Origin of the sequence: Sinomonas atrocyanea (assembly GCF_030811715.1) — a bacterium.
GTDB classification, from domain to species: Bacteria; Actinomycetota; Actinomycetes; order Actinomycetales; family Micrococcaceae; genus Sinomonas; species Sinomonas atrocyanea_A.
The window spans coordinates 45,585-66,145 of the sequence record NZ_JAUSRH010000015.1 but is presented as its reverse complement, the minus strand read 5'-3'; the positions used below and the strand labels follow the sequence as shown (position 1 = coordinate 66,145).

At 68.3% G+C, this 20,561-nt stretch carries 18 protein-coding genes; 11 read left to right on the top strand and 7 right to left on the bottom strand.

All coding sequences use genetic code 11. From position 1 onward, the window contains the following. The first annotated feature begins 29 nt into the window (after nt 1-29). On the top strand, nt 30-4,955 hold the full coding sequence (locus tag J2W21_RS17955) for a helicase-related protein (RefSeq protein ID WP_307115889.1): 4,926 nt from the start codon (nt 30-32) through the stop codon (nt 4,953-4,955). Between the two features lie 216 nt (nt 4,956-5,171). Here the strand turns inward: J2W21_RS17955 and J2W21_RS17950 are convergent, their stop codons facing one another. After that, entirely contained in the window at nt 5,172-5,489 is a 318-nt protein-coding gene (locus J2W21_RS17950; protein WP_307115888.1) for a hypothetical protein, read from the bottom strand. A gap of 213 nt (nt 5,490-5,702) precedes the next feature. Between J2W21_RS17950 and J2W21_RS17945 the strand changes: the two genes are divergently transcribed. The 4 genes from J2W21_RS17945 to J2W21_RS17930 all read left to right on the top strand — a co-directional run bounded on the left by J2W21_RS17945 (nt 5,703) and on the right by J2W21_RS17930 (nt 9,256). Further along, nucleotides 5,703-6,095 carry a plasmid mobilization protein gene (locus J2W21_RS17945; RefSeq protein WP_307115887.1) on the top strand — a complete coding sequence of 131 codons (393 nt, stop codon included), beginning with the start codon at nt 5,703-5,705 and terminating at the stop codon, nt 6,093-6,095. Then, nucleotides 6,092-7,702, top strand: a complete 1,611-nt coding sequence (locus J2W21_RS17940; protein WP_307115886.1) for a relaxase/mobilization nuclease domain-containing protein — start codon at nt 6,092-6,094, stop codon at nt 7,700-7,702. The genes J2W21_RS17945 and J2W21_RS17940 overlap by 4 nt, the downstream gene beginning before the upstream one ends. Before the next feature lie 296 nt (nt 7,703-7,998). Next, entirely contained in the window at nt 7,999-8,697 is a 699-nt protein-coding gene (locus tag J2W21_RS17935; RefSeq protein WP_307115885.1) for a hypothetical protein, read from the top strand. A gap of 139 nt (nt 8,698-8,836) precedes the next feature. Continuing rightward, nucleotides 8,837-9,256, top strand: coding sequence for a hypothetical protein (locus tag J2W21_RS17930; RefSeq protein ID WP_307115884.1), 420 nt, complete (start codon nt 8,837-8,839; stop codon nt 9,254-9,256). A gap of 22 nt (nt 9,257-9,278) precedes the next feature. Here J2W21_RS17930 and J2W21_RS17925 read toward each other — a convergent pair whose 3' ends face one another. Next, on the bottom strand, nt 9,279-9,764 hold the full coding sequence (locus tag J2W21_RS17925; RefSeq protein ID WP_307115883.1) for a WapI family immunity protein: 486 nt from the start codon (nt 9,762-9,764) through the stop codon (nt 9,279-9,281). Between the two features lie 934 nt (nt 9,765-10,698). Here J2W21_RS17925 and J2W21_RS17920 point away from each other — a divergent pair. After that, nucleotides 10,699-11,397, top strand: coding sequence for a hypothetical protein (locus J2W21_RS17920; protein WP_307115882.1), 699 nt, complete (start codon nt 10,699-10,701; stop codon nt 11,395-11,397). A 112-nt stretch (nt 11,398-11,509) separates the two neighbouring features. Here the strand turns inward: J2W21_RS17920 and J2W21_RS17915 are convergent, their stop codons facing one another. The 5 genes from J2W21_RS17915 to J2W21_RS17895 form a co-directional block, all read right to left on the bottom strand. Then, nucleotides 11,510-11,863, bottom strand: coding sequence for a hypothetical protein (locus tag J2W21_RS17915; RefSeq protein WP_307115881.1), 354 nt, complete (start codon nt 11,861-11,863; stop codon nt 11,510-11,512). Nucleotides 11,864-12,122: 259 nt separating this feature from the next. After that, complete coding sequence (locus J2W21_RS17910; protein ID WP_307115880.1) at nt 12,123-12,440, bottom strand: hypothetical protein; 318 nt, start codon at nt 12,438-12,440, stop codon at nt 12,123-12,125. Between the two features lie 56 nt (nt 12,441-12,496). After that, a complete protein-coding gene (locus J2W21_RS17905) occupies nt 12,497-13,204 on the bottom strand; it encodes an RES domain-containing protein (protein ID WP_307115879.1) in 708 nt (235 codons plus the stop codon). Nucleotides 13,205-13,207: 3 nt separating this feature from the next. Continuing rightward, the gene (locus J2W21_RS17900) at nt 13,208-13,600 is read right to left on the bottom strand and encodes a hypothetical protein (protein ID WP_307115878.1); all 393 of its coding nucleotides are present in this window, start codon (nt 13,598-13,600) and stop codon (nt 13,208-13,210) included. A 257-nt stretch (nt 13,601-13,857) separates the two neighbouring features. Beyond that, nucleotides 13,858-14,946: an Lrp/AsnC family transcriptional regulator gene (locus J2W21_RS17895; RefSeq protein WP_307115877.1), complete on the bottom strand. Its 1,089-nt coding sequence runs from the start codon at nt 14,944-14,946 to the stop codon at nt 13,858-13,860. Between the two features lie 208 nt (nt 14,947-15,154). Here J2W21_RS17895 and J2W21_RS17890 point away from each other — a divergent pair, with 208 nt between their 5' ends. Genes J2W21_RS17890 through J2W21_RS17870 form a run of 5 tightly spaced genes read left to right on the top strand, consistent with a single transcriptional unit; the run spans nt 15,155 to nt 20,379 of the window. Further along, the gene (locus tag J2W21_RS17890; protein ID WP_307115876.1) at nt 15,155-16,075 is read left to right on the top strand and encodes a polysaccharide deacetylase family protein; all 921 of its coding nucleotides are present in this window, start codon (nt 15,155-15,157) and stop codon (nt 16,073-16,075) included. Then, nucleotides 16,072-17,400, top strand: a complete 1,329-nt coding sequence (locus J2W21_RS17885; protein ID WP_307115875.1) for an MFS transporter — start codon at nt 16,072-16,074, stop codon at nt 17,398-17,400. Before J2W21_RS17890 ends, J2W21_RS17885 begins: the two co-directional genes overlap by 4 nt. Further along, nucleotides 17,397-18,188 (top strand): SDR family NAD(P)-dependent oxidoreductase, encoded by a 792-nt coding sequence (locus J2W21_RS17880; RefSeq protein WP_307115874.1) that lies wholly within the window; start codon nt 17,397-17,399, stop codon nt 18,186-18,188. Before J2W21_RS17885 ends, J2W21_RS17880 begins: the two co-directional genes overlap by 4 nt. Beyond that, nucleotides 18,185-19,213: a ketopantoate reductase family protein gene (locus J2W21_RS17875; RefSeq protein WP_307115873.1), complete on the top strand. Its 1,029-nt coding sequence runs from the start codon at nt 18,185-18,187 to the stop codon at nt 19,211-19,213. Before J2W21_RS17880 ends, J2W21_RS17875 begins: the two co-directional genes overlap by 4 nt. Further along, nucleotides 19,210-20,379, top strand: coding sequence for a M20 family metallopeptidase (locus J2W21_RS17870; RefSeq protein WP_307115872.1), 1,170 nt, complete (start codon nt 19,210-19,212; stop codon nt 20,377-20,379). Before J2W21_RS17875 ends, J2W21_RS17870 begins: the two co-directional genes overlap by 4 nt. Nucleotides 20,380-20,561 lie beyond the last annotated feature (182 nt).

Below are 20,561 nucleotides of genomic sequence, written 5' to 3'. Positions count from 1 at the left end.
GGCCGGCTACCGCGGAGGAACGGTCCCGGATGGCACGGTGGGGGTCCTGGGGCGCCCAGGGCGTCTGGCAGATCTTCGACGAGGACCGGCCCGAGCACGCCGCCCAGCGGCAGGAGCTGAAGGAGCTGCTGAGCGAGCGCGAGTACCTCGCGGCGAAGCGGACGACCATCAACGCCCACTACACCGACGCCGCCTACGCCCAGGCTGTCTGGGGCACGCTGGCCCGGCTCGGATTCACCGAGGGCGAGGTCCTCGAACCCGGCTCCGGGCCCGGGACGTTCATCGGCCTCGCCCCGGAGGGGGCGAGGATGACCGGGGTCGAGCTCGACCCCGTGACGGCCGGAATCGCGCAGAAGCTCTACCCCCACGCCGAGGTGCGCAACGAGTCGTTCGCCGCCACCCGCTACCGCGCCGGGCACTTCGACGCCGTCGTGGGCAACGTGCCCTTCGCCGACCTCGTGCTCCACGACCCCCGCCACAATGCGGGCGGCCACTCGATGCACAACCACTTCATCATCAAGTCCCTGGCCCTGACCCGGCCCGGGGGAGCAGTGGCCGTCCTCACGTCGTCTTTCACCCTGGACGCAGGGAACCCCGCCGCCCGGCGGGAGATGAACGCGATGGCCGACCTGATCGGCGCAGTCCGCCTGCCCACCGGGGCGCACCGCCGCGCCGCCGGCACGGAGGCACTGACCGACCTGCTGGTCTTCCGCCGCCGCGAGCCCGGGCAGGAGCCGGCGAGCACACTGTGGGAGACAGTGCACGCCAAGCGGATCGACGGGCAGACCACCCGGGTCAACGCGTACTTCGACGAACACCCCGAGCACCTCCTCGGGGACCTCCATGTGGGCCACGGGATGTACGGCGAGGCGACCCTGACCCTGACCACGCCCGACCTCGCCGCCGTCCCCGCCCGCCTCGAGGAGGCCCTGACGGGCATCACGGACCGCGCGCTGGCCAAGGGCAGGGGCATGACGGCCCGGACAGCCGAGCAGACCGCGCAGCGGGCAGCATGGGTGCCCGCCGAGCGGGGCCTCTGGGAAGGGCACCTGACCCGCACCGACACCGGCTTCACCGTCGTCCAGGACGGCGCCCACATCGACTTCCCCGTCCCCGGAATCACCGCGGGTCCGGGCGGGGCCCGAGTGAAGGCGGGCTCCCAGGCCGAGGAGCTCACGGCCCTGCTGGGGATCCGGGACGCGGCCCGGACCCTGCTGGAGCTGGAGGCCGCCGACGTCGACGACACCCCGGAGACCGACGCCGCCCGTGAGCTGCTGCGCACCCAGTACCGCGGGTACACGGCCGCCTTCGGGCCGGTCAACAGGTTCAAGCTCACCCCCACGGGGCGGGTGGACGAGGACGGCGAGCCGATCATGAGCCGGCGCGTGCCGCTGGCGGTGGCCAAGTTCCGCCAGGACCCCTGGCAGCCGGTGGTCATGGCGCTGGAGGAGTACGACGAGAGCACCGGCACCGCCAAGGAGGCCCCGCTCCTGGCAGCCCGGCAGGTCGCCCCGCGCCGGCCCGTGCTCGGAGCGGAGACCGCCGAGGACGCCCTCGCGATCACGCTGGACACCACCGGGGAGGTGGACCTGGCCACCATCGCGCACCTGCTCGCCACCGACGAGGCCGACGCCCGCGCCCGGCTCGGCGAGGCCGTCTACGAGGACCCCAAGACGGGGGAGCTCCAGACCCGGGCCGCTTACCTGTCGGGGAACGTGCGGGCCAAGCTGCGCGAGGCCGAGGCGGCCGCCGAGGCCGACGAGCGGTTCGCCGGCAACGTCTCGGCGCTGCGCGCCGTGCAGCCGGAGCCGCTGCGCATGGACGAGGTCGAGGCCCGCATCGGTGCGGTGTGGATCAGCCCGGCAGACCACCAGGCCTTCCTGCAGGAGATCCTCGCCGACCCCCGTGCGAGCGTCGTGGGCACGGCCTCGATGTGGGACGTGAAGGCCGGCCGCCACTCCCTGTTGGCCACGAGCGAGTGGGGGACCGGGCGGATGCCCGCCTCCGACATCTTCGCCCAGCTGCTCGAACAGCGCTCCGTCCGCGTGACGGAGGAGGTGGACGGGCGCCGGGTGCTGAACCAGGTCGAGACCGCCGCGGCGCAGGAGAAGGCGCAGGCGCTGCAGGAGCGCTTCAGCGAATGGGTCTGGGAGAAGCCGGATCGGGCGACCCGGCTCATCGGGGAGTACAACGACCGGTTCAACGCGATCGTCCTGCGCGACTACACCGCCGAGGGCGAGGCCCTGACCCTGCCGGGGCTGGCGAAGGACTTCGTCCCGCGCCCGCACCAGCGCGCCGCGGTGGCCCGCATGGTCGCCGAGCCCGCCGTCGGGCTGTTCCACCAGGTCGGTGCGGGCAAGACCGCCGAGATGGTCATGGGCGTGATGGAGCTCAAGCGCCTCGGGCTGGCGAACAAGCCGGCCGTCGTCGTGCCCAACCACATGCTCGAGCAGTTCGGGCGGGAGTGGCTCCAACTCTACCCGCAGGCCCGCATCCTGGCCGCCTCCATCGACGACCTGGCCAAGGACCGCCGGCGCCGCTTCGTCGCCCGGGCAGCTGCGAACGACTGGGACGCGGTCATCATGACCCGCACCGCGTTCGAGCGCCTCCCGCTCACCAGCGAAGCGGCCGCGGCGTACCTCGATGCGGAGGTCTCCCGCCTGCGCGCCGAGCTGGAAGCGGTCAAGGCCCAGCAGGCCCAGGGTCCGGGGATGGCCGGGGCCGGGCTGGTGAAGCGGATGGAGAAGCGGGTCCTCGCCCGCGAGGAGGACATCAAGGCGCTGCTGGACAAGCCGACCGATCCGGGGCTGAGCTTCGAGCAGTCCGGCATCGACTACCTCGTGGTCGACGAGCTGCACGACTACAAGAACCTCGACACCCCCTCGAACATCCCGGGTGCGGCGATCCAGGGCTCCAAGCGCGCCTCGGACCTGCACATGAAGGCCGAGTACCTGCGTGCCCGGGAGGGCCGGCGGGTGATCACCGGCGCGACGGCGACCCCGATCGCGAACTCGGTCACGGAGATGTACGTGATGCAGCGCTACCTGCGCCCGGACCTGCTCGAGGACGCCGGGATCGCGGACTTCAACACCTGGGCCGCGACGTTCGGCCAGGTGGTGGAGGAGATGGAGCTCTCCGTCGCCGGCGGTGACCGGTTCAAGCTCAAGGCGCGCTTCGCGAAGTTCCAGAACGTGCCCGAGCTGCTGCGCATGTTCCACACGTTCGCCGACGTCAAGACGGCCGAGGACCTCAAGCTCCCGGTCCCGGACCTCGCCGAGCGGGCCGGGGACGGGCAGCGGGCCCCTGAGCTGCATCCGGTGGAGCCGACGCCCGAGCTGAGCGAGTACATCCAGCGGATCGGTGAGCGCGTCGACGCGATCGAGGCGCGCATGGTGGAGCCGACCGAGGACAACATGCTCAAGGTCTCCACGGACGGGCGCAAGGCTGCTCTGGACATGCGCCTGGTGGACCCGGTCCTGGAGCCGTTCGGGGAGACGAAGGCCTCCGCGGCGGCCGCGCTCCTCGCCCGGGTGTATGCCGAGAACAAGGACGCCGTGTACACGGACCCGGCGACGGGCGAGCCCGAGCCGGTGCCGGGCGCGCTGCAGATCGTCTTCTGCGACCAGGGCACCCCCGGGGACGGGTGGAACGTCTACGACGAGCTCAAGCGCCAGCTCGTCGTGCGCGGAGTGCCCGGGCACATGGTGCGCTTCATGCACGAGGCGCGCAACGACTCGGAGAAGGCGCGGCTGTTCGCCGACGCGAGGGCCGGCCACATCGCGGTCCTGGTCGGCTCGACGCAGAAGATGGGCGTCGGGACGAACATCCAGAAGCGCGCGATCCATCTGGTCGACATGGACGCCCCATGGCGGCCGGCCGACGTCGAGCAGCGCCACGGGCGCATCATCCGCCAGGGCAACCAGAACCCCGAGGTGCGGATCTCGCAGTTCGTCACGGTCGCCTCGTTCGACTCGTTCATGTGGCAGGGGCTGGAGCGCAAGAGCCGCTTCATCAACGCCATCATGAAGGGCCGCCTCGATGTACGCGAGATCGAGGACATTGGGGACAACACGCTCTCCTTCGCCCAGGCCAAGGCCATCACCTCCGGCAACCCGCTGGTGCTGGAGAAGGCCAACGCCGACCAGGAGTACAACCGGCTCTCCCGGCTCGAGCGGGCCCACCACCGCAACCTCGTCGCGGTCGAGCACACACGTAGCGCCGAGCGCACTGCGCTCGAGGCGGCGCAGGCCGACCTGCCCCTCATCGAGCCCGCCGTCGAGCGCGCGGTCGACACGTCCGGGGAGGCGTTCGCGATGACCGTCCGCGGCGCCCGGTTCACGTCACGGACGGAGGCGGCCGCGGCCGTGCAGGGCTGGGCGGCGGCGAACTCGCACCACGTGATGAACCCGTACGCGCGCACCGACCTCGGCGTCCTCGCCGAGGTCGGCGGTCACGCGGTCCGGGCCCGGCTCGTCGCCCCGTTCCCGGGACAGAAGCCGACCGCCGAACTGAGCCTGGACGGTGTGCCGCGGACGTCGTTCGAGCTCGACCGGGACGCCCTGGTCAATGCCGACCTCGGCACCATCCGCCAGCTAGAGAACCGCGTCGCGGGCCTGCCGCGGCTCGCCCAGCGGACGGCTGAGCGGGCGGCGGAAGCCGAGGGCAAGATCGCCGAGGCGGAGGCCATGCTGGACCGGCCCTTCAAGCACGTGGAAGCCCTCGCGGCCGCCCGTGCTGAGGTGGAGCGGGTGGACGCGGCGATCGCCGCGCGCAGCGGCCCGGCTGAGCCCGCCGGTGCGGCGGAGCCGGACGGACTGGACGAGGAGACGCGGGCCCTTGCGGGGCTCGTGGCGGTCACCTTCCCGCGCGCCGCACGAGGCGGCGGGGGACGCTCCGGAGACGAAGAGAAGGGGTACACCCCGGCCCAGCGGAGGGATCTCGGCCGGGGGCGGTAGCCGTCGGCAGTGTGTGACCCGCGGGCCGGGTGCTGCGGGGATCCTGGTGGGCCCGTCCGCACGGCTCGCACGATTCCGCGTCCGCGGAATGAGGCCGTCCTAGAAGGAGGGAACCGTCCGCCGGTTCCCTCCGACGCCCGCCCCACATGGCGGCCGCCCAGGGCCTCGTCCTGGGCCCTCCTCAGGTGACCACGGCGGCCGGTTGGCCGGCAGCGGTCAGTGCTGGACTGCGGGGGATTCCGCCGGGGTTTCGGCGGGGCGCTGTCGGGGCGCGGTACGGGGCTTGCGGGGCCGGCCGCCGAGCTTCTTGGTGGGGGGCTCGATGCCGAATCCCTTTAGGTCCGATTCGGTCCAGCCGTGCCGGATGGCGGCGCGGTACTTGGCGAGGTGGTCGTCGTCGGCGGCGGCGAGTTCGGCGCGGGCCTCGGCGCTGCGCTTGGCCGCTGCGGCGTACTCGCGCACCGCGGTGATCCGGTCGTTCCGGTCCTGTTCAAGCTTGCGGTTCGCGGCCTCTTCGATTTGCTGGATGTCCATGGCTCCAGCCTAACGACGCACCCCCTGTGAGGCATGCTTTTGCCGTCGTCGAACCGAGGGTTTCGGAAACCGGCGGAGCCCCCAGGGAGGAGCAAGCTATGCATTTACGTGCCCGTAAATGGCTTTGAAGCTCGACCGGGGGTCGGGCTTCTGGCACACTGGCGTGTGGGTCCCCGAGGTTCGGGGTCGCTGCGCTGGGCCGGGAGGAGCGTCATGGGTGAGGCCAAGACGGTACGCCGCCTCGGCAAGTCGCGCCGTGACAACGAGCGTGGCGGCCGCAAGGAGTACATCAAGGTCTGGTGCTCCCCGGAGGAGAAGGCCGCTGTCGTCGTCAAGGCCGAGCAGCAGGGTGTGACGCCGCCGCGTCTGCTGTTCGAGAGCGCCATGGCCCAGCCGGGGGAGACTGCTTTCGACCGGCGCAACCTCGCGCAGGAGCTGCTGGGGATCCGGACCCTTCTCGGGGCTGTGTCGAACAACGTGAACCAGATCGCCCGGCACGCGAACGCCACCGGAGAATTCCCCGATGACGCCGCCGCGGCGGTGGCCGCTGCGCGTCGTCTCATGGCCCGCATCGACGAGGCCGTGGTGGCGGTGATGCGCCCATGATCCCGAACGTCACCAAGGGCGACCGCATGGTCGGGCTGATCAACTACCTGGTGGGCCGGGGACGCGCGAACGAGCACAAGGACCAGCGGCTGATCGCGGCGTCCGAGTCGATCGTCAGTGTCGAGGTCGGGCAGCGCCTGGACGCCGGCTCGGCCCTTGCTCTCGGCCGCGAGATGGACATCCCCAAGTCCGTCTTCGGTGCCGGCAGGGAAGGGGCCAGGCACGTCTTCCACGTCTCGCTGAGCCTGCCCGCCGATGAAGGACAGCTCAGTGATGAAGCGTGGGGGAAGATCGCCCACGGCTTCGCGGAGAAGATGGGTTTCACCGGCAGCGACGGCAAGCCGCCGTGCCGGTGGATCGCCATCCACCACGGGTCCAGTACGGCGGGCAATGACCACATCCACCTTGCCGTCTCCATGGTCCGGGAGGACGGCACCCGGTGGAGCCAGCACAAGGACTTCAAGCGCGCCCAGGACGCCTGCGCGGAGCTCGAGGCCGAGCACGGTCTGCGCGTCGTGCGCGGGCCGCATGCCGAGCGCGGCTACCACCCCAAGGAACGGGAACGCGCCGTCGCGATGGGCGCGGCAGAGCTGGGCCGTGACCGCCTCCAGCGCGTCCTGCGCGCGGCGTCCACCGCGAGCATGGACGAGGCCGAGTTCGTCCGGCGCCTGCGCCGCTCCGGGGTCCTCGTACGACCCCGCTTCGCCCAGGGAGGCGCCGGGGCAATTGCCGGCTACTCAGTCGCCCTCCGGCCAGAGAGCAAGGCGGAGAAGCCGGTGTGGTTCGGCGGCGGAAAGATCGCCCGGGACCTGACCCTGCCGCAGCTGCGCAAGGGCTGGAACGTCACGGACGAGACCGTGGCCGCAGCCCTTGCCGAATGGCAGGCGGCCGCCCAGGGGAAGCGCCCGACCACCGAGGGCCGCGAGGTCCACGAGCCCACTGCCGCCGAGTGGGAGAAGGCCACCGCCGAAGTCGGCCAGCTCTACGAGCGGATGAAGACGATCCCGCTCGACGATGACGCCCTCTGGGCCCAGATCGCGCGCGAAACCTCCGGCGCCTTCGCCGCCTGGAGCCTGCGCACCGAGGCGGTGCCCGGGCCGCTGGCGGACACCGCCAAGGCGCTGGCCCGCACGGCCCAGCTGCGCCGCTTCCCGCCCAGGGTCGAGCACGCGCCCATGCCCAGCGCGAAGGGCGCGGGCATGCTGCTCATGCAGACCTCCGTGGGGCCGTCCACGGCAGCCGGCCACGCCCTGCTGCTGGCCCAGCTGCGCAACACCATGCGCGCCATCCACGACATGCACAAGGCCGCCGACAGGCTCGGCGACGCCGAGCGTGTCAGGGCCGCGGCCATGGACAAGCTCACCATCGTCCGCGGAGACCTCCAGGCCCTCCAGACCCAGCACGCGACCGAGCAGGCCCCGGCCGCCGCGGGGTCCGGCTGGCTCGCCGCTGCCCCGCGCGTGGAGAGCGAGGAGGAGCAGGTGCGGCGCCTCGTCGCCCAGTCGTTCCCGGGGGCACCGACCCAGGCTCCCGGGGACGCCCCGGAGCGGACCGTGGGACCCAAGCCCACGCCCGGCAGGGACAAGGACCGAGGACGGGGCCGCTGACCATGCCGGCAGGGCCGCTCCCCAAGCATGAGCGGCGGCCCGGCTGAGCCCAGCGAGACACCAAACGGCGGCGGGGAGGTTGCGCTCGTCGTGCGCTCATCGCGCATCTCATCGCGCGGGGTAAACGCTCCTCCGGTCGGCCCGAGGTTGTAAGGGACAACGGAACATGGCGCCGCGCACGTTGGTCGGCCGGCTTGCGCACCTAAATTTGAACCGCCGTGCGCGGCGCACTTCCGACGGTTCGATTAGGCGCGTAGCCTTCGCTTCGATCCACCGACGGACTCAGGGGGCGATGCGTGGACCGGAACCTTCTCGATGGCCCTTCGGCCTATATGCTCACGCGCGTCGGAAACTGGTCCGCCGTCATCAGCGGCGCATCGTGGATAGTTCTCGTGCTGCTGATGGCTTTCAGCGCTCCGGAATCGATTACGGGCGGGTTCCTAGCCATCGGACTCTTCTCTGCGGCGGTATGGTGCATGTTCGTCATCTGGGCGCGGGCAAAGGCAGCGGCCGAGAGGCGCGCTGCCTACACGACACTGTCCCGCCGGTTTACGGAGCTTGAGCAACGCGACCCTTACCTCGGAACACTGATACGTGCAGCAGACGACGAATATCTGGCGAAACCTGAATTCGCGGTCCTCCTGAAGCATTCCCGTGCACAGGCACGCTTCGTGGCCTCAGCGCTTCGAGCCATCGGCCCCGCGTCCTCGAGCACAGCGCACCAGCCCTATTGGACGCCCGCACGGTGGCTGGCTCTGTCCCTCATCTCTGTTCCTGTTTCCGCTTGGGGCGGTGAGCAGCTCACGCCGACCGGCGCGACTTGGTACTCGGATTCTCCGTGGGGATGGAACCCGATGACCATCCTCGTGGTGTGGTCCACCGGAGAAGTGCCAGTGCCGCGTGCGTCGATCGCGATCCTCTGCTTCCTGGCAGCCACGTCCGTCGTCATCTTGTGCATCCGGCGGGCACGGCGGCTAGACAGGCCGAGACTATGAGCAGAAGTGGATGTTCGACCTTGGCGCCGTGGACACCGATGGCAGGAGCAAGACGTTCTCTGCAATCGGCCGAGTCAAACGACGGGGGCCTCCCGGGCAATGTGTCTTCACTATTGGGTGGTGGCTTCGAATGGAACATATGACCAAACCCCGCCGCAAGAATCTGCTCACCGGGCCTTCCGCCTACGTCTTAAATAGAGCACAGATGATGATCTCGATCATCTTCGTGGCAATGTGTGTATTGCTCATCTTCATGCTGTATGTCGTCAGGCTTCCTGTGTCCGTGTTCACCTACATCATCTTCATCGCCACAATGGGAATGGGAGTTGCACTGGCACTAGTTTGGACTTGGAGGGACCTCAAGGAAGGGGCCGAGTCACGAGCCGGCTACACGACCTTTCCAATCGGCCACAAAGATTTGGAGCAGCGTGACCCCTATATGGGGTACACGCTCAGGCTCCCTGGCCATGAACATCTCGAAGCCGAGAGCTTCAGGTCCACAATCAAGAGAACGGCCATGCAAAGCCGATCCCGTTCCTCTGGGGATGGAGCGGCGTGATGAAGGATCCGCCATCGCTCCACTATCGAACGGGGTAGGCCTTTATTTCGGCATCCCATTCTGCGGCGGCGCGACCCAGCTCTGCTAGGGACATCGTGAGTTGCACGTAGTTCTCGAACATGCCGTGCGCTCCCTCGACGACGAATGCAGGCTCGGCTTCGAGGGAGAGGTAGACCCGGAGCACTGCTGTGTCGCCTTCGAGCTGCTCGGCATCGAAAGCAAGACAGGGCTCGTCGAAGACCAGGCCGGGTCCGTCGTTTGATGACAGACTCGGCGCGTGTCCGCAGCTAACAGATCTGAGCCAATCCGCCAGTTCACGGGCGTCCCAAGTTGTGAGGCAGGGGTCCCTGAAGTTGGAGGAGCGCCCGTCCGGGAGCGACAGATTCCCTCGCACATTGAGCCAGTTGCTGTCAGCGTCCCTGCCGAAAACGGCGCCTTCGCGGGCGGGGAATTGATAGCTGTCGACTGCCAGCTCGAAAATGGCCCCATCCCTGCTGACGAACTTCATGGGAGAACGATACAAACAACACCACCCCTGAACGCTCGCCGACGACTGCGGCGCGGAAGCAGATGGCCTTGCGCTCCGATCCGCTGCCAGGCCAAGGGGCTGCGCCTAGACCGGGAATCTCCTCGTCGACTTGCTCGTCCGGGCCGGAAATTGCGACACCGCAACAAGGCGTGGCATGGGATGGATGGGCACGATCGGTATGCTGTAGGACGGGTTGGAGTGTCGAAGGGGGCGCTGGACATGGGATCAATCCCGCTCGGGATGTTGGGGTGGTGAAAACCGTGCCGAATCCGACGAGAAACCTTCTGAACGGACCCTCGTCCTATGCATTATGGATGCGCGCCCGTCGATGGGTATTTGCGCCAGCACTCGTTTTTCTGGTTGCACTGGTTCTGATGAAGATCGGAGTGCCTCAATCGTGGGCCACTGATAGCTTAATGGTAGTCTTCCTGATTTCCGCCGTTCCATTTTCGGTATTTCTCCAGTGGGCTCCGAGCAAGGAACGCAAGGAGATCCGAGCTGGATACACCACCTTGCCTAGATCGCACAAGGACGTCGAACAACGCGACCCGTTTCTAGGGACATCCATCCGCTCTCCTGGAGGGGAGTACCTGCCGCCGCAGGACTTCCGCAAGATTTGTACAGAGGGGAAAGCTCGAGCGAGTCGCTCTCGGACGAAGTCGTAGTTGGATGACGGGGGGTGCAACAGATCTCGGGGCCATGGGAGCGCCACGTCAGCCAGACGAGAAGCGTCGAGCCGGGGAACCGCGGCGCCTAGATACCGTTTCGCAGAGAAGCGACCGATCAGCGATCCGGCTCCGTGCCCGCGCGGACGGGAGCCACGGGACATCCCTTTGCACCGCTAGAGGGCTGGTGTGCGGGCTTCAAACCGCCGCTGTCGCCCCTTTATGATTCGTCGATATATCGTGCACTGGTGACGGAGGAAACCACGGGACATGCTCAGTCGGACCTTGGGGCCCTGAGCGATCAGGAGCTTCGCGGTGCTGAAGCGCTGCGTCGGATCGTCGCGGACGGCATCGAGGCGATACTCCGTCCTGCGGGGTTCGAGCCCTGCGCGAAGCTTGCGTGGATACGGGGAGCCGGTGAATTGCAGCATGTTGTTGCCCTGTTGGTTCGCCGCGGCATGTACGACGTGCAATGGGGGGTGGTCAGTCCCGAGGCTGTGCCCTTCCTTTGGGGCAGGCCAGCCCAGCGCGGAGATGTCGGGGATGCCGTCCTGAGCGGGACTCCCGGTACGGTCCACCACCCACCCGCCGCTCAATCGTTTCGTCTCGAACCGACTGTGCGCCTCGGCGCCGTATCCAAGATTTCGGCAGGCCTCTCAGTAGACATGGGCCGTGTTGAGCAGCGACTTTCCGGGTTTTCGTCGCGCCGGGAACTGCGGACCTATCTCATGGCCAATCGTGATGCGAAGGATCGGCGCGATTTTGTCATCCCCGCAAATCTGCCTCTGAAGTTGTTTGTGGCGACGGCGTTGGCCATCATCGACGGCGATCAGATGGCGTGTGGTCTCCTAGCGGAGACTGAGCACGCGATGGCCCCTTACAAGGACGAGATCTCGACAGGGCGCCTTGAGCGGCTGAGGAAGGGCACACAAGGCCTATGTCCCTGAAAGCGCGGTGCGTGCCCAGGAACGCTAGCCGATCCTCCACCGGAATTTCGCTGAGGCGGGCAGAACCGCCTGTTGGTAGCGCCCGCTCTGTGAGAAGGGTCAGCGGCGAAAGTCAGTCGAATTCAATCAGGTCCTCAACGGCCCGTCGGAGCCAGTCGTAGAAACTGCCGAACTGACCGTGATTCTCCCAACCAGGCGACGCGAAGTCGTGAACCACCGCGACGATTCCATCCCCAGCGTCTGGTTCCCAGCAGGCCACGTCATCGTTGTCCTGACGCCGTGCAAACGGCACGAGAGTCCGTGATGGATAACGTTCCTTCAGTCCGCGATTTCGCTCGCGCAGCCGTTCACCCTCCAGGAGGTGCCAGGGCTCCAAGTGGATCAGCCCCAGTTCGGTCACCCTGATGAATCCGCGCGGGTATTCGAATCCGCCCGGAAGGTCCACGAAATCCAGCAACTGAGCCATGTGCTGAAACACTAGTGGGGGCCGACCGCGAACGCGTCCATAACCCTCGCGACGCGCACCCGTGAGCGGGCCCGCCGACGTGCGCGGCGCCGTGTTCCGCTGTCCCCTCACAGCCGCGGTCCAACCCGGAGCACGTTTACCCAGCGCGATCAGATGCCCGATGAGCGCGCGACAAACGCAACGTCCCAGTCACTGGCACTGTGCCCCGAACTGGTCCTGAATCAAGCCGTCAGCCTAGTCCTCGTTCTGGTTGACATTCTCAGACAGCCTCGATCAGCAGCCGGGTCGCACCCCTTCTGGCCATCCCGGGAATCCTCGTCAACTGCATGGTCCCCACGACGGACGCTTGCTCGTCCTCTGCGACGACGACTTCGTTCGAGGGATCGGCGATGATCGAGGCCAGGGCCTGGCGGTATGCCGCCCGGTCCGCGGCGGCGATGTCGCCGCGGGAAGCGCTGATCGGATCGTCCGAGAGCAAGCCCATCAGCTCATCCAAGTCGTCCTCTGCCGCTCGCCGCAGCGTCACTGCACCGGACCGGGTCTCGAGGGCGGCTGGCATGTTCAGCGATGCGAGCATGGCGTCATGCTCTCATGAACCGCGCGGCCGCCGCCGTTACGGGGGCCAGATGAGGCCTATTCGCTCTTCCAGGTCAGGCCGAGTGTTTGGAAGGCCTCTTTGACTGCAGCGCTGTCAGGGTCGAGTTCCTCGGGTCGAATGCCCGCGAGCATGGGGCTTACTGGCGGGTCGCCGGGGCGTTCGAACAGGGCCCACAGGCGGAGGTCGTCTCCGTGGCGGGATGAGAACGTGACACCGTCGACGTCGGTGGTCTCGTACAGCCATGCGGCCACGGCCTGGGTGAGCTGCCGCGGGCGGGCGTCCTTCAGGGCTGCGGCGTCGAAGTCCGCAAGGCCGAGGGTGAGGGCGAGGCCGATGAAGTGCGGGTACAGCACGGCGACGGTCCGAGAGTCCGTGACGGCGCAGTAGGTCCCGGACAGTTCGGCCGAGGTGGCAGTACGGGCGTCGAGCCATTCCCGCGGAACCTCGCCTGGGGCCACGGTGGGGTGCAGAACGGCGTCTTCGTCGTCCTCGACGATCTCGTCCAGCTCGGCGGCGAGGCGAGCGTCGCGGCGGAATCCGGCGAGCACCTCGAGCAGGCAGGCGTGCAGGGTGGAGCCTGCGTAGAGGGTGCGGAAGTTCCCGTGGAGGTCATCCCACCGGCCCGGGAACCGGCCGTCGGTCGCCCATTCCCAGCCGCTCCACGCCCAGGGCTCGGGGCGGAAGCCGATGCGCCATACCCGGGCGTCCGCAGTGACCGTTGCCAGTTGTTGTCCGAGGCCCACCCGTCAGCCTGCCGCTGCGAAGGCCCGGGCGGCGGCGAGGACAGCCTGCGCCGCGTCCTCGAGCTGGCCTTCGCGCAGCAGCCGCGCCGGCGGGACGTCGTCCAGCTGCGGGTTCATGCCCTGGAACCAGGCCTGGACCACCGACCGGGAGTCCCGCTCGGCCAGCAGCGCTGCGACATGGTAGGCGTGGCGCAGCCGGGTCATGACCTCGGCCGAGGGCTTCCGCTCGCCGTCGGCCCACTGCCGCACGGCGCGGGTCTCCTTCACCGAGCCGATGTACGCCACGAGCTTCGCCCCGAGAATGTCCCTGAGGTCGCGGACCAGCTCGGCCTCGGGCAGCCGGATCGAATCCTGGTGCGCCTTCAGCCCGCCGCGGGCTCCTGCAACTGCTGTCATGTCCCCATGCTCCCATGGAAGACCCATCCAAACAACCATACGATCACATGTCGAATCACAGTCCAGATCGCAGGCCGATAACGGAGATTATGTCAAGTAAATGCTTCACATCTACCCCCGAGCCTCCACCTGAATGATCTGCGTCGACGCGACCAGGGTGAAGTTCCACGACCTCGTCAGAGAGTTCAAGGACAAACAACGTCGGCGCCGCGGTCGTCCGGACGATGGCCGTGAAGACGCGCGCTCATCCAAGGCTGCTAATGACACTCCTGCTGGATTTCTGAGGCCGTGACCCTATGTCTGAGGATGCCGGGGACCTGCTCCCCGATGCGGAAGCCGTCGCGGTCCATCCAGTAGCGGCGGAGGACGTTCATGCCGATGCAGATGTCCATGGAGTGGACCCCGCGGAGGGCGCCCAGGTCCTCGGTGATGAAGTCCGCCAGCTGGGCGGGGCCGGTGAACGCTCCGTTATGGGTGACCGAGGCGCTGCCCGCGACCATGGAAACCATCCTTGCGGAGGGGTGCCGGCTGAGGTCAGCCAGGACCTCGGGGATGGCGGAGGGGTCAACCTGCAGCGAGATGTTCGCGTTCAGCGGGAACCCGACGGCCGCGGGTTCGACCTCGACGCGGGGCGAGATGGCGCCCGAGCCCAAGACGACCTGGATGCTCCTGTAGGCGGTGGAGCTGCTCACGGCGAGCTTGCGGGCGAGGTCGGCAGCGGTGATGCGCGAGTTGTTGCCCAGTTCCTTCAGGGTCTGGAAGTCGATGTCACTGAGGTCTTCGATCCGGGAGAAGGCCGGGAGGACCACCGGGTCGGTGCAGGCTTCCAGTTCGTGCTGCTGATTTTCAGTGAGGCGGTTCAGGCGCCAGGACTGGCCGACACGGGGGCTCTTCAGCACGAGTTGGCTTCGGGCGGAGGCGATGCCTGGGATGGAGGGGACCCTGCGGCTGATGAGGTCGTTGGCGTCAGATCCCAGCAGTGGGTAGAGGTCGGCATAGATGTCGGCACTGCCCGAGGTGACCATCAGGAACTGGATCTCCGGGAACTGCTTCAGGCTCTCGGCGACCTCGTAGGAGCGCCCGGGCTGGCAGCAGATCCACATCTGCATCGGGTTCCCCGAGGTCACCAGCGGCCAGGCGAAGCGACCGATCACCTTGACGAGGCGCTCCTGCTGGAGCCGCTTGAGCTTCCGGGTCACGGTAGTCGTGGGCTGCTCGAGGATCTCGGCGAGCTTGGCGGCGGGCACCCGGGGCGCGATCTGCAGGGCGGCGACGATGTCCAGGCTGACCGGGTCCTCGATCACCGGCGAAGTGCCCTCGCGGACAGGAGTCGGGTCAGCGCTCATGAGGGAACACTAGCACCGCTAACCCACCCGTTGTCGCTGGTCGATCAAGCCATACATCATCAGTGCAGAGAACGAATTTACCAACCATGGTCTTGTCGATGAACGATATTTTCCCTACTCTGATGAGAGCGAGGTCACATCACCGCGCATTTCCGGGGCAGCCTTGCCGCCCTCCGGACCCGAGAGCTACTTCGAAGAGAGGCGAAACGTGAGCAGCGAACCCCCATGGAGCTGGAGCGAGAAGACGTGGCGGGGCCATGTGGAGCGCGTCCGTGCAGGCCGGCCGCTCATGGACGCCGACCCGGCCCAACGATGGCAGAGCGGGGCGAAGGCTGCTGTGCTGCTTTCCTTCGATTCCGACCACGAGACCCCCTCCCTCCGGGACGGTGAGACCAGCCCGGGGAAGATGGCCGCCGGCGAGTACGGCATCAGGGTGGCGGTGCCCCGCATCCTGGAGCTGCTGGAGCGGTACGAGGCGAAGGCCTCGTTCTTCATCCCGGCCGTGTGTGCCCTGCTGCGCCCGCACGAGGTGCCCGGCTATGCTGACGCGGGCCACGAGGTCGCGGTGCACGGCTGGATCCACGAACGGAACACCCAGCTGAGCCACGAGCAGGAACTGGACCTGCTCGGCCGCTCGGTCGAGGTTCTCCACAAGCAGTCCGGAGTGCGTCCGGTCGGCATCCGCACCCCCTCATGGGACTTCTCCGACTCGACGCTGGACGTCGTCCGCGAGCTCGGGTTCCTGTACGACTCCTCCCTGATGGCCGACGACGAGCCCTACGAGCTGATGGCCGAGGGAGAGCCGACCGGCGTCGTAGAGATCCCTGTCGAGTGGATCCGCGACGACGCCCCCTATCTGATGATGGACCGCTTCGCGTCGCTGCGGCCCTACACCCCTCCGCGGCAGCTGCTGCAGATCTGGAAGGACGAGTTCGACGGCGCCTACGCCGCCGGCGGCGTCTTCCAGCTGACGATGCACCCGCACATCATCGGCCACCGCTCGCGCCTAGTCGTGCTCGAGGAGCTCCTGGCCTACATCCGCGGGTTCGACGACGTCTGGGTCACCACCCACGCAGAACTGGCAGACCGCGTCTCCGCCCACCTCACCCCAAGGGGAACCGAATTATGAGCGAACTGAGCGTGAACGAGACCGTCGTTCACCAGACCAAACTCTCGGCCCGCGGCCGCAAGGCCATCATCGCCGGTTCCATCGGCAACACCGTCGAATGGGTTGACTGGTCCGTCTACACCACCTTCTCCTCCGTCTTCGCCCACCACTTCTTCCCTGCGGGGAACGAGATCGCGTCGTTGCTGGGCGCGCTGGCGATCTTCGCCGTCGGCTTCGTGATGCGCCCGGTCGGGGCCGCAGTGCTCGGGGCCTATGCGGACAGGCACGGCCGGAAGAAGGGGCTGGTGCTGACCATCGGGATGATGGCCGGCGCGTCTCTGGTCATCGGCCTGATTCCCGACTTCGGCACCATCGGCGTCCTTGCTCCCGCGATCCTGTTCCTGGCCCGGCTTGCGCAGGGCTTCTCCGCCGGCGGTGAGTTCGGCTCCTCGTCGGCGTTCCTCATCGAGTCCGCCGCCCCACGGCGGAGGGCGTTCGCAGGTTCCTGGCAGCAGGTCTCGGTCGGCGCGGGCATCCTCATCGCCTCCGGACTCGGCGCCCTCATCACCTCCACCCTGCCGAAGGACGCCGTCGACGCATGGGGATGGCGGGCCGCCTTCATCGTCTGCGCCCTGCTCGGCGTCGTCGGGCTCTGGCTCCGATCCTCGGTCGAGGAGACGGACTCCTTCGCGAAGGCGAAGGCCGCAGCAGAGGAGACGGTCGCCCAGAGCGCCCGGCCGGCCCGCGGCGCCGTGTTCACCATGTTCGTCAAGCACCCCGGCGCCACCCTGCGCGTCTTCGGCGTCACCATCGCGGGCACGCTCCTGTACTACATGTGGGCCTCCTACATGCCCACCTACGCCGCCGTCTCGACCCACATCCCCCTCAGCCAGGCCCTCACCGCGAACTTCATCGGGGTCCTCATCTTCCTGGTCCTCCTGCCCTTCGCCGGCCTGCTCTCGGACAAGATCGGCCGCAAGCCCACCATGACCGCGTTCGCCGGCGGGTTCCTGGTCTTCGCCTGGCCCGCGTTCCACTTCCTCAACGGTTCCTTCCCGACCCTGCTGGTCATCCAGGTCATCGGCATGGTCTTCCTGCTGGGCTACTCCGCCAACTGCGCGGTCATCATGGCAGAGCAGTTCCCGGCCGCGATCCGCGCCACCGGGATCGGCCTGCCCTACGCCCTGGCCGTGGCCCTCTTCGGCGGCACGGCCCCCTACATCACCACCTGGCTCACCTCCAGCGGCCTCGGCGGCTGGGTCTGGCTCTACTGCGCCATCGCCGCGGCCATCGGCGTCGTGGTCTACCTGACGATGCCCGAGACCAAGGGAAAGGAACTGGATTGAACCGCCACGTCCTGATCACCGGCGCCGGCAGCGGCATCGGCCGCCAGACCGCCATCGCCTTCGCCCAGCAGGGGGCTGTGCTCTCCCTCGTCGACCTCCGGGCCGACGCCGCGACCGCAGTGGCACGGGAGGCCCAGGCCCTCGGAGCCGAGGCCGTCCACGTCTACGGGACCGACCTGCGGGACCCGGAGGCGCCGGCCGCAACAGTACGCGCCGCCTGGGAGACCGCGCCGGTCGATGTCCTCGTCAACGCTGCCGGGGTCTACCCCGCGACACCGTTCCTCGACTTGGACGCTTCGACCTGGGACGCGGTGCAGAACCTGAACGTCCGTGCTCCCCTGCTCAGCACCGTCGTCCTGGCCCAGCTTGCCTCGGCGGCAGGCCGCAGGCCGGTCGTGGTGAACATCTCCTCGGGGGCGGCGCTGCGCGCCCGGCCCGGAGCCGCCCCCTATGCCACTTCCAAGGCCGCGCTCGAGATGGCGACCCGGGCCTCGGCCCTCGAACTCGGCCCGCTGGGCATCCGGGTGAACGCCGTGGCCCCCGGATTCGTCACCGTCGACAGCGAGGCCAACCCCGTCACCGAGGAGTACGCCGCCGCCGTCTCTCCCAACCCCCTCGGACGCCGCGGACGCCCGGACGACATCGCCAACGCAGTGCTCTGGCTCTGCAGCGACGCCGCCGAATGGATCACCGGCGAAGTGCTCCGCGTCGACGGCGGAGCCTCCACCGGAGCCATGAACCTGCCCCTCCACTGGGAGCCCGCCACCAAGAAGGAAGCCCACGCATGACTGCCACAGACCTCCCCTACACCGTCGTCGGCGCCGGCGCCATCGGCGGCACCCTCGCCGTCCACCTCCATGCCCAAGGAGCCCCAGTCCAGTTGGTCGACGCCGACCCCGCCCACGTGCAGGCCATCCGGGACGGTGGGCTGCGGCTGCAGACCCCACAGGGAACACTCACGGCCCACCTGCCCGTCTTCGGACTCGACGACGCCCCCTCCCAGCTCGGACGCGTGCTGCTCGCAGTGAAGGCCCAGGCCACCGACAAGGCTGCCGCGTGGATCGCCCCCCGCCTCGCGCCCGACGGGTACGTCGTCTCCATGCAGAACGGGCTCAATGAGGCCGCCATCGCCGCCCAGATGGGTCCCCAGCGCACCATCAGCGCCTTCGTCGACCTCTTCGCCGACGTCATGGAACCCGGCCTCGTCAAGGACGGCGGGGCCGGCGGCATGGCACTGGGCGAATACACCGGCGGTGTCAGCGACCGCGTGCACCAGCTCGCCACGGACCTTGAGCACTGGGGGTCCCCGGTCGTGACCCCGAACGTCGACGGCTTCCTGTGGTCCAAGCTCGGCTTCGGAGCCATGCTCTCCGCCACCGCCCTCGCCGATGCGGACATGGCCGACCTGATCGACCGCCACCGCCCCGCCATGGAAGGCCTCGCCGCAGAGGTCTTCGAGGTCGCCGACGCCGAAGGAATCGAGCTCGAGGGATTCGACGCCTTCGAACCCGACGCCTACCGACAGTCCGCCGACCCGGCGGCCCGGCGTGCAGCCACCGACGGACTGGCGGCGTGGCTCGGCACGCAGTCCAAGACCCGGTCCGGGATCTGGCGCGACATCGCCGTCCGCAAGCGCCCCACCGAAGTCCCCTGCCACTACGGGCCGGTCATCGCCAAAGCCCAGGAACACGGCATCACCGTGCCCCTCCTGACACAGATGGTCGACCTCATCAAGGCGTTGGAGACCGGCCAGGCCGAAATGGGCGAGCATCACCTGGACGCACTGGACGCCATCGTCGGGGTCCGCTCATGAAGGACGGTGCAAAGCCCATCCTCGCTCTTCAGCAATGGATCAACGACCACAGGGACGAGATGGTCCAGGACCTCTCGGACTACATCAGCCAGGAAACCCCGTCCGACGACAAGAACCTGCTGATCAAGGGACTCGACTGGACCGAACGATGGCTCGGCCTGAGACTGGGCACTCCCGCCGCCCGAAGGCTCGTCGACGGCGGGGAGCACGGAGACACCGTTGTCCTCGACTACCCCTCCCCCACCCTGGGCGCCGCCCCTTGGGCCACGGCCCTGTGCCACTACGACACCGTGTGGGAGGCAGGGACTCTGGCCGAGTGGCCCGTCTCGGTCGATGGCGACTCACTCACCGGGCCCGGAGCCTTCGACATGAAAGCCGGTCTCGTCCAGCTGGTCTGGGCCCTGAAGGCCTGCGACGCCCTCGGCGCGCCCCGCCCCCATGTGCGCCTCGTGCTCAACGGCGACGAGGAGCTCGGCAGCCCGTCCTCACGCCCCGTCATCGAGGAAGAAGCTCGCCGCGGCGCTGCGGTGCTGGTCTTCGAAGCAAGTGCCGACGGCGCCCTCAAGACCGCACGCAAGGGCGTGGGCATCTTCCGGGTCGAGGCCCAGGGCGAAGCCGTCCACGCCGGCCTCGACCCAGAATCAGGGGCCAGCGCGATCGACGAGATCTCACGCGTCGTCCTGAAACTGCACGGCGCATCCGACCTCGCAGCGGGAACCAGCATCAACGTCGGGATCCTCCACGGGGGCACCCGAACCAACGTCAAAGCCGACAAAGCAGTAGCCCACGTCGACGTTCGCGTCAGCTCGGACGAAGAGGCCCGGCGGGTCGACCGCGTCTTCGCCACCCTCCGCGCTGAGAACCCCCTCGCAGCCATCGCCTTCAGCGGCGGCTGGAACCGACCCGTTATGCAGCGCACCGAGAAGACAGCGGCGATGTTCGCCCGGGCCGCCGAGGTCGCCTCCGCGCTCAACCTCGACCTGAAGGAGGCCTCCGTCGGAGGAGCCAGCGACGGGAACTTCGCCGCCGCACTCGGCCTGCCCGTCCTCGACGGCCTGGGCGCGGTCGGAGCAGGAGCCCACGCCAGGAACGAGTGGATCAGCATCACCGGCATGCTCCAACGAGCCGCCCTCGCCGCAGGCCTCCTCACCCGCCTCACTGAGTAGGCTCTCGCGCCTACGGTGCCCAGCACAACGCCAGCACGATGCCTCTTCTCGGGTGTTCCGGACCAAGGTGCGAGACCAGCGCTTCCCGGCTATCAAGCAGCTTGCTGGATAGCCGGGAAGCGCCCTTTGCACTGACGCGCCGCCCACTGGCCTTCCCCACCGGCCTGCAGACGCCGATGTCG

What these genes read in the sequence shown, in the direction of transcription:
- J2W21_RS17895 (WP_307115877.1), bottom strand. Translation starts at nt 14,946, where the DNA reads ATGAGCGCTGACCCGACTCCTGTCCGCGAGGGCACTTCGCCGGTGATC.
- J2W21_RS17870 (WP_307115872.1), top strand. Translation starts at nt 19,210, where the DNA reads ATGAAGGACGGTGCAAAGCCCATCCTCGCTCTTCAGCAATGGATCAAC.
- J2W21_RS17910 (WP_307115880.1), bottom strand. Translation starts at nt 12,440, where the DNA reads ATGCTCGCATCGCTGAACATGCCAGCCGCCCTCGAGACCCGGTCCGGT.
- J2W21_RS17915 (WP_307115881.1), bottom strand. Translation starts at nt 11,863, where the DNA reads ATGGCTCAGTTGCTGGATTTCGTGGACCTTCCGGGCGGATTCGAATAC.
- J2W21_RS17950 (WP_307115888.1), bottom strand. Translation starts at nt 5,489, where the DNA reads ATGGACATCCAGCAAATCGAAGAGGCCGCGAACCGCAAGCTTGAACAG.
- J2W21_RS17900 (WP_307115878.1), bottom strand. Translation starts at nt 13,600, where the DNA reads ATGACAGCAGTTGCAGGAGCCCGCGGCGGGCTGAAGGCGCACCAGGAT.
- J2W21_RS17930 (WP_307115884.1), top strand. Translation starts at nt 8,837, where the DNA reads ATGACCAAACCCCGCCGCAAGAATCTGCTCACCGGGCCTTCCGCCTAC.
- J2W21_RS17885 (WP_307115875.1), top strand. Translation starts at nt 16,072, where the DNA reads ATGAGCGAACTGAGCGTGAACGAGACCGTCGTTCACCAGACCAAACTC.
- J2W21_RS17925 (WP_307115883.1), bottom strand. Translation starts at nt 9,764, where the DNA reads ATGAAGTTCGTCAGCAGGGATGGGGCCATTTTCGAGCTGGCAGTCGAC.
- J2W21_RS17955 (WP_307115889.1), top strand. Translation starts at nt 30, where the DNA reads ATGGCACGGTGGGGGTCCTGGGGCGCCCAGGGCGTCTGGCAGATCTTC.
- J2W21_RS17875 (WP_307115873.1), top strand. Translation starts at nt 18,185, where the DNA reads ATGACTGCCACAGACCTCCCCTACACCGTCGTCGGCGCCGGCGCCATC.
- J2W21_RS17945 (WP_307115887.1), top strand. Translation starts at nt 5,703, where the DNA reads ATGGGTGAGGCCAAGACGGTACGCCGCCTCGGCAAGTCGCGCCGTGAC.
- J2W21_RS17940 (WP_307115886.1), top strand. Translation starts at nt 6,092, where the DNA reads ATGATCCCGAACGTCACCAAGGGCGACCGCATGGTCGGGCTGATCAAC.